We start from the raw sequence: 13,105 nt of genomic DNA on the forward strand, positions 1-13,105 counted from the left end.
GGGAGGGTGTCATGAACACTGCACAAAAGCTTCGCATCGCGGCCGAGGCCGGGATCGCCGCGCTCAGCGCTGTCGCGTTGGTGCTGACGTTGACTGTTCCGGACTGGATCGAGCTTGCGACCGGCGCTTCCCCGGACAGCGGGGGAGGAGAGGCTGAGTGGCTGCTGACGGGTGTTGCTTGCGTGGCGACGGTCTTGTTCGCGGGGTTGGCTGCGTGGGAGTGGCGGCGTTTGCGGACGGTCTGAGTGGCTGGCGGAGTTCGCGGTCCGTGAGGGGAACCCTGAAGGACTCTGATTCCCTCAGGGTTCCCCTCACGGACTTTCGGCCGCACCCCGCGCGGACGGAAATCAGGCGAGGTCCTCCAGCGGAACCTCGGGGTCGGCCAGCCGCTCCGGGTCGACCGAGGCACGGGAAAGGATGAGCGCCTTGATCGGGTCCGTGACGTCCCAGACGTTGACGTTCATCCCGGCCAGCACGCGGTTTTCCTTGAGCCAGAAGGCGATGAACTCGCGCCCGGCCACGTCGCCGCGGAAGACGACGCGGTCGTGGCCCTCGATGGTGCCGAGGTATTCCATGCCGAGGTCGTACTGGTCGGTGAAGAAGTACGGCAGCTCGTCGTACGACTCCTCCTTGCCGAGCATCCCGGACGCGGCCACGGCGGGCTGGTTGAGCGCGTTCGCCCAGTGCTCGACGCGCAGGTGCTTGCCCAGGAACGGGTGGTAGGCGTTCGCGACGTCGCCCGCGGCGAAGATGTCCGGGTCGCTCGTGCGCAGGCTCGCGTCGGTCACCACGCCGTTGTCGACGCGGAGGCCGGCCGCCTCCGCCAGTTCGACGTTCGGCTTCGCGCCGATCCCGGCCAGGACGGCGTCCGCCTCGAGGACGCTGCCGTCGCTGAGGCGGATCCGCTTGCTCTGGCCGCCGTTGGAGATGTGCTCGACCTGGACGCCCAGCCGCAGGTCGACGCCGTGCGCGCGGTGCAGGTCGGCGAAGACCGGGGCGACCTCCGGGCCGAGCGCGGTGATCAGCGGCAGGTCCAGCGCCTCGACGACGGTGACCTCCACCCCGGCCCGGCGCGCGGCGGCGGTCGCTTCGAGCCCGATCCAGCCGCCGCCGACGACCACCAGCTTGGCCGCGGTGCCGAACAGCTCCTTGAGCCGGTCGGAGTCCTCGATCCGGCGCAGGTAGTGGATCCCCGCGGTGTCCGGCAGCGCGCGCGGGCTCGCGCCGGTGGCCAGCAGCAGCTTGTCGTAGCCGAGGCTGGAGCCGTCGTCGAGCGTCACCTGCTTCTCGTCCCGCACGATGGCCGTCGCCTTGACGCCTTGGCGCAGCTCGACGTTCTTCTCGGCGTACCACGCGGCGTCGTGCACCTGGAAGCTCTCGGCCTCCGCGTTGCCCGCGAGGTAGTCCTTCGACAGCGGCGGACGCTCGTAGGGCAGGTGCCGCTCGTCGCCGACGATGGTGATTTTCCCGTCGAAACCCTTGTCGCGCAACGCTTCCGCGGCTTTGGCTCCGGCCAGCCCGGCTCCGATGATGACGAACGACGAGGTCACGGACGAACTCCTTCGATGCGGGGACGACGGGAGCACTTATATCGCTAGCGAAGTTTGGTCTTATTCGGCTGCTCGGTCAAGTCGCCCTGATCAGAGGTACCCCATTGAGACTGCGCCTACCCCGGAAGGTGTTACCTCGCTCAGCCGTACCCGCCGCCGGTGTAGCCGCCCCCGCTGTACCCGCCGGTGCTCGACGGCGCGGAACCGCTGGACGTCGCCGGGCCGGCGGGCGCGGCGGCGTTGGTGATCGCGACGCCGCCCGGCGAGACCATCCACCACAGCCCGCCGCTGAGGTTCAGGCCCTGCCCGTTGGTCTGCCCGGCGGAGTGGTCGCCGATGTACCGGTACAGCGGATGGCCGTCGAAAGTTTCCTGTTTGGACCCGTCCGGCCGGGTGATCGAGCCCAGCGTGCCGCCCTGCGCCGGTCCGGTGAGCTGGGTGCCCGCCGCGACCGGGGGCCAGTAGCTCGCGCAGCTCGCGGTGCAGGTGGACTGGCCGTCGTGGTCCGCGGCGAACAGGTAGATCGTGTCGCCTTTGTTGTCGGTCAAATGCGTCGGCGCGGCGGGCGGTGCGGCTGTGCTCCCGCTGTTGCCGCCACCGCACGCGGCGGCGAACAAACCTGCCGCGGCCAGTGCAGCCGCCAGCCCGAAAGTTCGTGGGGTTGCCCGAATGTGGACCTTCATCCCAGCCTCCAACCGTGCGTGGGTGTTGCCCTTCCTTCGACACGCGGCTGGCGCCGGAACGGTTCAGCCCGATTTAGCGAGCGTCACAGCATCTGGACGGAAGCAAGCCCGGCACGTACGGTACGGCAAGCCTAACCTTAGTAACTCTCCGAGGAGGACCCATGCCAGAGCGTGTGCTCGACCGGGCCGTCCCGTACGTGCTCGGCCTGTTCCGGATCGTCGTCGGGCTGCTGTTCGCGGCCCACGGCGCGGCGGCGCTGTTCGGGATTTTCGGCGGCGGCCCGAACGGCGGAACCGTCGAGGCAGGCGGGTGGCCGTCCTGGTACGCGGCGGTGATCCAGCTCGTCGGCGGCCTCTTGGTGGTCCTCGGTGCGGGCACCCGGATCGCGGTGCTGCTCGCGTCGGGCTCGATGGCGTACGCCTACTTCGTCGTCCACCAGCCGGACGGCCTGCTGCCGCTGCAGAACCACGGCGAGTCCGCGGCGATGTTCTGCTGGGCTTTCCTGTTGCTGGTCTTCACCGGGCCGGGCGCGCTGGCGGTTGATGCGTTGTTCCGGAAGGGGGCAGACGAGGCTCGCGGCGCGCGACCGCTGGGTGTCGTGTAGTCCCAGCGTGCGGCTAGGGCGGACGCCGGGACCCGTTCAGCTCAGTCGCCGGGGAAGACGATCCTGGTCGATGTCGCCAGACCGACGAGCGCCGGAAGAGGACGGCGACGGGGGTCGCGTGCGGTGGGTCAAGACTTCCCGTCGACATCCGCGTAGAAGGAGCGGAGGGCGGCCGCGAGCTGGGCGGGGGCTTCCATCGCCACGTAGTGGCCGATCCTTTCGATGTGCACCGCGGTCACGTTGGCGGCGACCTGCCGCAACGTCGCAGGGGTGAAGTCCAGCGAGCGGCCCGCGACCGCGAGCACGGGCATCTCCAGCTTCCGGGCCGCGAGTTCGCGGAGTTCTTCGCCGTCGGAGAGCAGGGACCGATACAGGCCGGCGGCGCCGAGAAACGCGCCGGGCCGGGCGTAGGAGCGGACGAGTTCGTCGACGTCGGTGTCGGCGAACGCGTCGGGGCTCGCGGTCAGGGAGGGGATGGCGTAGTCGGCGAGGAACGCGCGCTCGCGTCCGGCGAGGAGCATTTCCGGGATGCCGGGGGCCGCGAGGACTCCGATGTGCCAGGCGCCGCCGCGGGTGACGTCGGCGAGCATCTCGGCGCCGAATCCCGGGAGCCCGGTCTCGATCCCGGTGTAGCTGCGGACGAGTTCGGGGCGGCCGGCGGCGACGCGGAACGTCGTGGGGCCGCTGATGTCCTGGCCGGTGAGGTGGACGGGACCGACGTCCAGGCAGGCGATCAGGTCGCTGAGGTCTTTCGCCGCGGTCGCGCTGTCGTGCTCGGGCGCGGCGGTGGCGGAGTCGCCGAATCCGCGCAGGTCGACGGCGAAGACCCGGTGCTGCTCGCTCAACAGGGGGATCAGCTTGCGGAAGACCCACCAGCTCTCCGGGAAGCCGTGCACCAGCAGGACGGGAGACCCGGCGGTGCCGGCGGCCACGTAGTGCAGCTCGGTGCCGTTGAGGCTGACCCGGTGGTGATCGACACCGGGGATGGTGGCGGCGAGGCGATTCATGAGGTCCCTCAAGTCGATAGACAAGTTACTTGTCTAACCTTAGGCGGTAGACAAGTAACTTGTCTACCTTGGCGGGTCTCGTATGATCGCCCTCATGGCGCAGTCCAGCGGGGCCGAGCTAGCGCTTCTGCTGCTCGGCGGGTTCCACTCCATGGTCGACGAGGTGAACGCGGAACTCGCGAAGCGCGGCCACGACGGGGTCCGCCCGGTGCACGAGTTCGCCCTGCGCGCCGTGGACGCGGGCGCGGACACCGCCTCCGAACTCGGTCGCCGGCTGTCGGTCACCAAGCAGGCCGCCGCGCAGACCATCGCCGTGCTGGAGGGGTTCGGCTATGTCGACCGTGAGCCCGACCCCGGCGACGCACGCCGCAAGCGCGTGCGGGTCACCCCGCGCGGCCGCGAGCTGATGACCGTCGGCGGTGCGCTGTTCGACGACGTCCGCAGCCGCTGGGCAGCCCAAATCGGACCTGAACAGCTCGAAATCCTGGAAACCCTCCTGGCCCAGCTCGTCGAGCGCCGCTCGTTCACTGCCGAGGACCTGCGGGACTGATCTCGCGAAGCCCGCTCAGTCCCCGCCTCGGCCCATCGGCGGGTCGCCGTCGCCATGATCGACCCGCACTTGGATCTGAGCGCAGGCGATCCAAGTGCGGGGCGAGGAATCGGTCAGACGATGCTCGCGGCACGCGACCATTGGGCAGCGAGCCGCGCCGCGTCCTGAGCGCGGTCCAGGTCAACCCCAGCGCGAGCGACTAGCCGCAGCCGCGAAACACCGTCCGGGACGCTCGGCGGTCGGAAGCAGCCGACGACGATGTCCTGTTCGTACAACAGGTTCGCGGCAGCGACGGCCTGCTCCGGCGAGTCAGCGGGAATCGACTGCACCGCGCCCGGTGCCCGCGAAACCCCTGCGGCGTCGGCGATCGCGGCCGCGGCACGGTGCAGGTTCTCGACCCGTGAAGGCTCGGCCGCGATGATCCGGCAAGCCTCCGCCGCACTGGCCGCCGCGGCGGGGGCGAGACCGGTGTCGAAGATGAACGTCCGCGCGGTGTTGACCAGGTGTTCGCGCAGCAGCGGCGATCCCAGCACCGCACCGCCCTGTGCGCCCAAGGCTTTCGACAAGGTGGCGGTCACCGCGACGTGCGGCGCGCCCGCGAGATCGGCCGCGTGCACCGCGCCCCGGCCGTTGCCCGCGACGCCGATGCCGTGTGCCTCGTCCACCACCAGGAAAGCGCCGTATTCAGCGCACAATGCCGCGGTGCGAACAAGATCCGTCGCATCCCCGAGCACCGAATAGATCGACTCGACCACCACGATCGCCCGTTCCTGCGACCGGTCGCGCAGCAGTTGCGCGAGCGCGTCCAGGTCGCCGTGCGGGCAGATCGCGACAGGGGAGCGGGACAGCCGCGCGCCGTCGATCAGCGACGCGTGGATGTGCGCGTCGGTGATCAGCAGCGTGTCCGGCGAACCGAGTGCGGTGATGACGCCGATGTTCGCCGTGTAGCCACTGGAAAACCCGAGTGCGGCCGGTTGTCCGGTCAATTCCGCCAGTTCGCGTTCCAGCTCCGTGTGACACGGCGTGGTGCCGGTGACGACTCGCGACGCGCCAGCGCCCACGCCGTATTTCTCGACGGCTTGGACAGCCACTGCGCGCAGTCGCGGATCGGTGCTGAGGCTCAGATAATCGTTCGACGCTAGGTCCAATGTGGACGATCGCGGATGCCGTCGATCATCGGTCCGCCGGACGAGACCGGCGACGTGCCGGTCTCGTCCGGCGGCGGTCAGCCAGTCGTGCATCGACACCATGGCGGTCACGCGTTGGGTGCGGCGGCGGTGCCCGCTCCGCGTTCGCGCAGGGACGGGGCGGAGTGCTCGGCGGCCTGCTGCTGCTCGCCCGCGCCTAGGACCTCGAACCCGGCGTCCGCGATCATCTCCAGGTCGGCCTTCGCGGCCTGGCCCTCGCTGGTGAGGTAGTCGCCGAGGAACAGCGAGTTCACCACGTGCAGCGCGATCGGCTGCAGCGACCGCAGGTGCATCTCGCGGCCGCCGGCCATCCGGACTTCCTTTGTCGGGCAAGCGAATCGTGCCAGCGCGAGGATGCGAAGCGCGCGCAGCGGGTTCAGCTCCCAGGTTCCGGCGAGCGGCGTGCCTTCGAACGGCATCAGGAAGTTGACCGGGATCGAATCGCTGTCGATGTCGCGCAGCGCGAAGATCGCGTCGATCAGCTCGTCGTCGGTCTCGCCCATGCCGACGATCAGGCCGGAGCACGCGGAAAGCCCGGCGGACTTGGCCTTTTCGACGGTGTCGACGCGGTCGTCGTACCCGTGCGTCGTGCAGATCTCGGAGTACCGGGACTCGCTCGTGTTGAGGTTGTGGTTATAGGCGTCCACGCCGGCTTCGCGCAGCTTCTCGGCCTGACCGTCCTTGAGCAGCCCGAGGCACGCGCACACCTCCACATCGGAATGCGCGGACTTCACCGCCTCGACGGCTTGCGCGACGCGGTCGACGTCGCGGTCGCTCGGCCCGCGCCCGCTCGCGACCAGGCACACCCGCGACGCGCCGCCTTGGACGCCCGCGCTCGCCTGGCGCGCGGTTTCCTCGGCGGACAGCCACGAGTACTTGAGGATCTGCGCGGACGACCCGAGCCGCTGCGAGCAGTACCCGCAGTCCTCGGGGCACAGGCCCGATTTCAGGTTGACGAGGTAGTTGACCTTGACCCGGTTGCCGAAGTGCGCGCGCCGCAGCCGCCCGGCAGCCGCGACCAGGCCGAGCACGTCCTCGTCCGGCGCTTCCAGCACCGTGCAGGCGTCAGTTCGGTCGAGTACGCCGCCGGCCAGCTGCCGGTCGGCCAGGTCGTCGAAGGTTTTGAACACCTATCAAATCCTAGGCGGCCGTTCGGCCGGAAGCAAGCGGCAGGCAGAATGAGAGGGGTGAAGGTGACGCGAGACCAGATCGTCGACCGGGCGTACGAGCTGCTGCGAGAGGCCGGGCTGAGCAGCTTGTCGATGCGGCGGGTGGCCCTCGACCTGGGGGTCCAGCCGGGCGCGCTGTACTACCACGTCGCCAACAAACAGGAGCTGCTCGCCGTCGTCGCCGCGCGGATCCTGAAGGGGTTGCCGGGGGTGGCGAAGGACCCGCGCGAGGCGGCTGGCGACTTCCGTTCGGCGCTGCTGCAGGTTCGCGACGGCGCCGAGGTGGTGTCGTTCGTACAGGCGTACCGGCCGGATCTGCTGGTGCCGACGCACGCGCTGCGTCAGCTGTTCACCGGCAAGTTCGACGAGCGGCGCGCGGAATGGGCCGCGCGGACGGTTGTCCATTATGTACTCGGTTTCGTCGCCGAGGAGCAGAACCACGCCGAGCTGGTGCGTGCCGGGATTGTCGAGGAAGACCCGGGGCGCAGCGGGGATTCGGACGAGGCGTTCGGATTCGGCATCGACGCGATCCTCAGTGGACTGTCGTGAGTGTTGATCACGGTTAGAACCGTGATCAACACTCACGACCCTTCCTCCTCTTCTCCAGCGGCTTCGAGAATGTGGCAGACCGGGTCTCGAATAACCAGCGGCGTCCCGTCCGACACTCGGCCGGTCACGCGCAGCACCTGGCCGGGTTCGAGGTCCGGATGCGCCTGGCTGAATTCCAGCGCGACCGTCGCCGTGTCGTCGGTGAGCTGCGCGGTGAGGACCGGACCGCGAGTGTCCTCTTCGGACAATGCCAGTTCCTGAAGCCTTCCGTCGATGCTGACGTCAGTTCCGGGACGCAGTTCGGCGAGCGCGCTGGGGGTCAGTTCTTGCTTCGGCGTGGTGCCGATGCGTGTGAGCAGCCGTTCGACTGCCGCGGTGGCGCGTTCTTCGGGCAGGTGCGGCATGAGCGTGCGGATCCGGGTCTGCACGTCGTACGGCACGATGGTCGCCGCGGCTTGCGGGATGCGGCTGACGATGCGGGCGATCCGGTCGGCGGTTCGGTCGTGCAGCAGCCGTCCGAGCAGGGGCGCGTAGCTTCGCCGCGGCAGGAGTACGGTGACGCTGGTCCGCTCCGCGTCGGCGATCGCCTTCTGTACCAACGTGTATGCGGCGCGGGCGATTCGCCGGTCGGGGACGTCGATCAGCCGCAGGCCGGTTTTCATGCCGAGTTCTTCCCATCGGGCGCGCAGGCGTTCGGCGGCTTGTGCGTCGATCACGAAGTGCACGGCGGTGATTTTGTCCGGCCGGAGGCTCTTGCCGTACCGCAATGCTTCGAGGACGGCCAGGTCGATCATGTTGACCAGCACGAAAACCTGATGGCGCGCGTATTGCGTCGGATTGGCGCGGTTGGCGGTGATGCGCTCGAGCACGGCGGCTTCGGCGCGATACTCGCGGTTCAGTCTAATCAGGACGAACACGAGGATCGGGAACACCACGACGACCAGCCAAGCGCCCTCGGTGAACTTGGCGATGGCGAAGATGCCGACGACCACAGTGGACAGAATCCCGGCAGCGAGGTTGACCGAGAGTTTGAACCGCCAGCCTTGCTCGCGCAGTCGCAGATGGTGTTTGGTCATGCCGTATCCGGCCATCGCGAAGCCGGTGAACACGCCGATCGCGTAGAACGGAACGAGCGCGGTCACCGTGCCGCCGGAGAAGAACAACAGGGCGACGGCGAGCACGGTCAACACGAGGATGCCGTTGGAGAACACCAGGCGATGGCCGCGCGTCGTCAGCTGGCGGGGCAGGAAACGGTCGCTGGCAACGAAACTGGCGAGGAACGGGAAGCCGTTGAAGCTGGTGTTGGCCCCGGTGTAGAGGATGAGCGCGGTCGCGGCCTGGATCGCGACGAACATCGCCTGCCCGAACCAGCCGTTGCCGAACACCGCGCGTGCTTCCTGGGAGACCACCGACGGATAGCCGCTCGCGTACGGCGTCGCGTGGGTGAAGAAGGCGAGCAACGACACGCCGCCGACCAGGGTGCCGAGAATGACAGCCATCGTGACCAGAACCTTGCGGGCGTTGAGGCCACGCGGACTGCGGAACGCGGACACCGTGTTGGAGATGGCTTCCACGCCGGTCAGCGACGATCCGCCGTTGGCGAAAGCGCGCAGCAGCACCAAAACCGTCGCACCGGCGACGAGGCCGTCCCCGTGCTGGACCGGCACCGCGCCGGGCAGGTGGGCCGCGTCGTAGGCCGGCAGCCCGACCGTCATCGCCTTGACCAGGCCGACCACGATCATCACCAGCATCAGCGCGGAGAAAAGATAAGTCGGGATCGCGAACGGACGGCCGGCTTCGCGCAGGCCGCGCAGATTGGCGTAACAGAGCAGAATGACGATCGCCATGGTGATTTCCAGGCTGTACGGCCCGAGCGCCGGTATCGCGGACACGACGGCGACCGTGCCCGCCGACGTCTGCACAGCGACAGTCACGATGTAATCGATCAGCAACGCCGCCGCGGCGACCTGCGCGACGCGCGGCCCGAAGTTCTCCCGTGCGACGACATACGACCCGCCCGCGCGCGTGTAGGCCATCACGACCTGCCGGTACGACGCGGCGACGAGCACCAGAATGACCAGGATCACGCCGGTGATCGGCAGCACGAGACTGAACGCGGCGAGCCCGGCGTAGGGGAGCAGTTCGACGAGGATCTGCTCGGTGCCGTACGCCGACGACGAGATCGCGTCCGGGGAAAGCACGCCCAATGCGGTCGTGTTGGAAAGGCGTTCGTGCGTCAATTGCGCGTTGATGAGCGGTTTGCCGAGAAACAGCCGCTTCACCGCATACCCGAACGCGCCCGGTTCCAGGCGGCGCTGGGGTTCTTCCGTGTGTGTCACGGGCTCAGCATGCACGCGCGAACCGCCTCGCACGCGCTGTGCGGCGAGATCAATCCCATTCTGAAATGCGTTAAGAAACCGGGTTTTCGCTTGCGTCAGGGGTGCATTAATACGGGTCTCGCGAGCGTTAGGATTTCGTCAAGACGGTGGCTTTCCCGGCGGGCGTGCGGCAGGAGAAGGACGTCGTATGTGCCGCTTGGATCGGGTCGCCCGCCGCATCGCTGAAGGCCTCTGCGCTCCTCCAGCCGAGGAGCGAACGACAGGCGAACGACAAGTCGCCGTCATGGAGATGCCGCCCGCGCGGCGGAAGAGTGTGCGGTGCAACGGCAGGGGCGGGAAACAGGGATCGACTCGCCGACTTGCCAGACCGCATGGCGATCGCGGCTGTCACGCCCTTGAGGTCGCCACTCGTCCGGGAGGAATTCTGATGTACATCGGCAAGAAGCTGACCGCGGCCCTCGCGCTGCTGAGCGGAGTGGTCGTGGGCGGAGTGGTGGCTGCCGCGCCGGCGAACGCGTCGTCGTCGGACATGGGTCTCCACTTGATCACGGGACACAACGTGGGGCTGTACAACGACAAGACCCGAATCGACAACGCCGACAAGGGCGCTCCCGATCTCATCTACAACTCCAACATCAACGTCACGGACGGGATCGAGACTGACTGCTACGGATACGGGACGCCGCTGGACCGCGGGAACCGCTACTACCACACGGACACCGAGTACTACAACCACCTCGGCTACGCGCTGCACATCTACCAGTGGACCTACGCGCCTTACGTAGACGGCGAGGCCGGGATCAACGCTGGGCTCAGATACTGCAACTACTGATCCCGCGAGTTCCGGGCAGGGAAGCGGACTGGCACAGAGTGCGGCTGCCAGTCCGCTTCCCTGCCAGCGCGGGAAGGGCCTGCTGCTGCGCCGTTCGGCCGTTCGGCCGCTTTGGTGCCAGCGAACGGCCCGCGCGGTCCGGGGCAACGGCCCGCAATGTCGCCGTCGATCGGATAAAGCACGCAACTGGCCATTTGCTCGCAGGCCGGGCAAACGCCCCTCACTTTCCTTCCTTGCCAACAATCCCCGGGCCGATCCGCTCCCTCGCCCGACGCGACGTCGTTGAAACGCACAGCCCGCTGGCCGATAATGGTCCGACTGGCATGTGCCGTCTCGGCGGCTGACCGTTTCCAGGGGGAGGAAATGGGCGGTAACGCCTTTGGGGAGCTTTTGCGCGATTGCCGCCTTTCGGCGGGCTGGACGCAGGACGAACTGGCGGACCGGTCCGGGGTGTCGGTCCATACGATCAGCGTGCTGGAGGCAGGGCGAAGACAGCCGCGGCTGTCTTCGGTGAGCCGGCTCGCCGACGCCCTCTCGCTCGATCCGCGCCGCCGCGAACAGTTGCTCGCGGCGGCGCGTGCTGACACCGCCCCGGTCCCGACGGCCAGGGTGCCCCGGCAGTTGCCCGCGGCGCTGGCGGGTTTCACCGGCCGGGCGTCCGCGCTCAAGGAACTCACCGGGTTGCTGGGCCGGGAGGACACGGTGGTGATCTCGGCGATCAACGGCACCGCGGGGGTTGGGAAGACGGCTCTCGCGGTGCACTGGTCGCATCAGGTCGCGGGCCGGTTTCCTGATGGCCAGCTGTATGTGAATCTCCGGGGGTTCGATCCCGGCGGCCCGCCGGTGCGGCCCGCTGAGGCGATCCGGGGGTTCCTTGATGCGTTCGGGGTACCTGCCGAGCGGATCCCGGCGGGTCTGGCCGAGCAGGCGGCGCTGTACCGGTCCCAGCTGGCCGGTCGGCGAATGCTGGTGGTGCTGGACAACGCTCGCGACGCCGGCCAGGTCCGGCCGTTGCTGCCGGGTTCGGCCCAGTGCCTGACTGTCATCACCAGCCGCGACCGCCTCGGCGGTTTGGTGGTCAGCGAGGGGGCGCGCGCCGTCCCGCTGGACCTGATGACCGCCGCCGAAGCCTACGACCTGCTGGCGAGCAGGCTGGGTCCGGAACGGCTGGCCGCCGAACCGCGGGCGGTCAGCGACCTGATCGCGTTGTCCGCGCACCTGCCTCTGGCGCTGAGCATCGTCGCCGCGCGAGCCACGCTCAGCCCCGCGCTTTCGTTGCGCGAGCTGGTCAACCAGCTGCACGGCGTACGCGATCGGCTGCACGCCTTGGACGTCGGCGATGCCAGCGTCAATCTGGGCGCGGTCTTCTCCTGGTCCTACCGGACGCTCAGCGCCTCGGCAGCACGGATGTTCCGGCTGCTGAGCCTGCATCCGGGCCCGGTCATCTCGTTGGCCGCCGCCGCGAGCCTCGCCGGAACCGATCGCGACCGGGCACGCGCGGCCTTGTCCGAGCTGACGAGAGCGCAGCTGCTCACCGAACCAGCCGCGGGGCGGTTCGCTTATCACGATTTGCTGCGGGCGTACTCGGCGGCCAAGGCCCGCAAAAAAGAGACCGAGCAGACGCGCCACGCCGCCCTGCACCGCATGCTCGACCATTATCTGCACACCGCGCACGCCGCAGTGCTGCTGCTCAACCCGCCGAACGACCGGCTGCCGCTCGCCGAACCGCAACCGGGCACCTGTCTCGAGGACCTCTCCGACGACGAGCAGGCCTGGCAGTGGTTCACCACCGAGCGCTCGGTGTTCCCGGCGGCCCTAGACAAGGCCGCTGCCGCCGGTTTCGACACCCATGTCTGGCAACTGGCCTGCGGCGTGGCCAATTTCTGCGTCCGTGCCGGACACTGGAACCAGATGGTCGCGAGCCAGCTCGCCGCGATCGCCGCGGCCGAACGCGCGGGCGAACCGCGCGGACAGGCTTGGTCCCTGCGCGAGCTGGGCCGGGCCTACATCCGGCTCTGCCGTCACGCGGACGCGCGGGACGTCCTGTGCCGCGCGATCGAGCTGGACGAACCGCTCGGCGACCTGGTCGGCCAGGCCCGCAGCTACAACAACCTCGGCATCGTGGCCTACGCACAAGGCGATCATCCGGAGGCACTGGAACACGGCAGAGCCGCGTACGCGCTGTTCCGCGCGGCCGGGCACCGGGCCGGCCAAGCCGAAGCGCTCAACGCGATCGGCTGGATGCGGACCCAGCTGGGCCAGCACGCCGAAGCGCTGCGCTGCTGCGCCGAGGCGCTCGAACTGCACCGGGAGGTCGGCAGCAGGCACGGCGAAGCGGACACCTGGGACACCTTCGGGTTCGCCCACCACAACCGGCACGAGCACCAGCGGGCCGTTGCCTGCTACCGCAACGCGCTGGAGCTGTACGAAAAGCTGGGCAGTCGTCATCCGCGAGCCGACACGCTCGTCCGCCTCGGCGAAACCCAGCGGGACGCGGGCGATCTGCGGGCCGCGCGCCATTCCTGGCGACAGGCCCTGTCCATCCTGGACGATTTGCACCATCCGGACGCTGCCGTCCTGCGCGCCCGGCTGGCCGAATGAGCGGCAGGCTGGGACTGCGGAACTCTTGGTCGG

General features: G+C 68.8%; 12 protein-coding genes. 6 read left to right on the forward strand and 6 right to left on the reverse strand.

What is annotated here, in order from left to right; all coding sequences use genetic code 11:
- Positions 1 to 11: 11 nt before the first annotated feature.
- On the forward strand, positions 12 to 245 hold the full coding sequence (locus D0D37_RS24350) for a hypothetical protein (RefSeq protein ID WP_116202885.1): 234 nt from the start codon (positions 12 to 14) through the stop codon (positions 243 to 245).
- A 102-nt stretch (positions 246 to 347) separates the two neighbouring features.
- Here the strand turns inward: D0D37_RS24350 and D0D37_RS24355 are convergent, their stop codons facing one another.
- Both D0D37_RS24355 and D0D37_RS24360 read right to left on the reverse strand, forming a co-directional pair.
- Complete coding sequence (locus D0D37_RS24355) at positions 348 to 1,550, reverse strand: NAD(P)/FAD-dependent oxidoreductase (RefSeq protein WP_116202886.1); 1,203 nt, start codon at positions 1,548 to 1,550, stop codon at positions 348 to 350.
- A gap of 140 nt (positions 1,551 to 1,690) precedes the next feature.
- The gene (locus D0D37_RS24360) at positions 1,691 to 2,233 is read right to left on the reverse strand and encodes a COG4315 family predicted lipoprotein (protein WP_116202887.1); all 543 of its coding nucleotides are present in this window, start codon (positions 2,231 to 2,233) and stop codon (positions 1,691 to 1,693) included.
- A gap of 161 nt (positions 2,234 to 2,394) precedes the next feature.
- On the opposite strand from D0D37_RS24360, the gene D0D37_RS24365 reads away from it, so the two are divergent.
- A complete protein-coding gene (locus D0D37_RS24365; protein WP_116202888.1) occupies positions 2,395 to 2,838 on the forward strand; it encodes a DoxX family protein in 444 nt (147 codons plus the stop codon).
- A gap of 128 nt (positions 2,839 to 2,966) precedes the next feature.
- Here D0D37_RS24365 and D0D37_RS24370 read toward each other — a convergent pair whose 3' ends face one another.
- A complete protein-coding gene (locus D0D37_RS24370) occupies positions 2,967 to 3,845 on the reverse strand; it encodes an alpha/beta fold hydrolase (protein WP_116202889.1) in 879 nt (292 codons plus the stop codon).
- A 94-nt stretch (positions 3,846 to 3,939) separates the two neighbouring features.
- On the opposite strand from D0D37_RS24370, the gene D0D37_RS24375 reads away from it, so the two are divergent.
- The gene (locus tag D0D37_RS24375; RefSeq protein WP_244223652.1) at positions 3,940 to 4,395 is read left to right on the forward strand and encodes a MarR family winged helix-turn-helix transcriptional regulator; all 456 of its coding nucleotides are present in this window, start codon (positions 3,940 to 3,942) and stop codon (positions 4,393 to 4,395) included.
- Between the two features lie 113 nt (positions 4,396 to 4,508).
- On the opposite strand, the gene D0D37_RS24380 is transcribed toward D0D37_RS24375, so the two are convergent.
- Together D0D37_RS24380 and bioB are read right to left on the reverse strand one after the other, a co-directional pair.
- On the reverse strand, positions 4,509 to 5,645 hold the full coding sequence (locus tag D0D37_RS24380; protein WP_167493565.1) for an 8-amino-7-oxononanoate synthase: 1,137 nt from the start codon (positions 5,643 to 5,645) through the stop codon (positions 4,509 to 4,511).
- A gap of 5 nt (positions 5,646 to 5,650) precedes the next feature.
- Complete coding sequence (gene bioB, locus D0D37_RS24385) at positions 5,651 to 6,712, reverse strand: biotin synthase BioB (RefSeq protein ID WP_116202892.1); 1,062 nt, start codon at positions 6,710 to 6,712, stop codon at positions 5,651 to 5,653.
- A 48-nt stretch (positions 6,713 to 6,760) separates the two neighbouring features.
- On the opposite strand from bioB, the gene D0D37_RS24390 reads away from it, so the two are divergent.
- Positions 6,761 to 7,300 carry a TetR family transcriptional regulator gene (locus tag D0D37_RS24390; RefSeq protein WP_116202893.1) on the forward strand — a complete coding sequence of 180 codons (540 nt, stop codon included), beginning with the start codon at positions 6,761 to 6,763 and terminating at the stop codon, positions 7,298 to 7,300.
- A 32-nt stretch (positions 7,301 to 7,332) separates the two neighbouring features.
- Here the strand turns inward: D0D37_RS24390 and D0D37_RS24395 are convergent, their stop codons facing one another.
- Positions 7,333 to 9,639, reverse strand: a complete 2,307-nt coding sequence (locus D0D37_RS24395) for an APC family permease (RefSeq protein WP_208720118.1) — start codon at positions 9,637 to 9,639, stop codon at positions 7,333 to 7,335.
- Positions 9,640 to 10,066: 427 nt separating this feature from the next.
- Between D0D37_RS24395 and D0D37_RS24400 the strand changes: the two genes are divergently transcribed.
- Together D0D37_RS24400 and D0D37_RS24405 are read left to right on the forward strand one after the other, a co-directional pair.
- On the forward strand, positions 10,067 to 10,471 hold the full coding sequence (locus tag D0D37_RS24400; RefSeq protein ID WP_116202894.1) for a hypothetical protein: 405 nt from the start codon (positions 10,067 to 10,069) through the stop codon (positions 10,469 to 10,471).
- A gap of 363 nt (positions 10,472 to 10,834) precedes the next feature.
- Positions 10,835 to 13,072, forward strand: a complete 2,238-nt coding sequence (locus tag D0D37_RS24405) for an ATP-binding protein (RefSeq protein WP_162834449.1) — start codon at positions 10,835 to 10,837, stop codon at positions 13,070 to 13,072.
- Positions 13,073 to 13,105: the final 33 nt, after the last annotated feature.

The organism is Amycolatopsis circi (genome assembly GCF_003385235.1).
Taxonomy (GTDB): domain Bacteria; phylum Actinomycetota; class Actinomycetes; order Mycobacteriales; family Pseudonocardiaceae; genus Amycolatopsis; species Amycolatopsis circi.

Bases quoted from the DNA above. Each gene is read 5' to 3' on its own strand.
- D0D37_RS24350 (WP_116202885.1), top strand. From the start codon at position 12: ATGAACACTGCACAAAAGCTTCGCATCGCGGCCGAGGCCGGGATCGCC.
- D0D37_RS24360 (WP_116202887.1), bottom strand. From the start codon at position 2,233: ATGAAGGTCCACATTCGGGCAACCCCACGAACTTTCGGGCTGGCGGCT.
- D0D37_RS24365 (WP_116202888.1), top strand. From the start codon at position 2,395: ATGCCAGAGCGTGTGCTCGACCGGGCCGTCCCGTACGTGCTCGGCCTG.
- D0D37_RS24370 (WP_116202889.1), bottom strand. From the start codon at position 3,845: ATGAATCGCCTCGCCGCCACCATCCCCGGTGTCGATCACCACCGGGTC.
- D0D37_RS24375 (WP_244223652.1), top strand. From the start codon at position 3,940: ATGGCGCAGTCCAGCGGGGCCGAGCTAGCGCTTCTGCTGCTCGGCGGG.
- D0D37_RS24380 (WP_167493565.1), bottom strand. From the start codon at position 5,645: ATGGTGTCGATGCACGACTGGCTGACCGCCGCCGGACGAGACCGGCAC.
- D0D37_RS24390 (WP_116202893.1), top strand. From the start codon at position 6,761: ATGAGAGGGGTGAAGGTGACGCGAGACCAGATCGTCGACCGGGCGTAC.
- D0D37_RS24400 (WP_116202894.1), top strand. From the start codon at position 10,067: ATGTACATCGGCAAGAAGCTGACCGCGGCCCTCGCGCTGCTGAGCGGA.
- D0D37_RS24405 (WP_162834449.1), top strand. From the start codon at position 10,835: ATGGGCGGTAACGCCTTTGGGGAGCTTTTGCGCGATTGCCGCCTTTCG.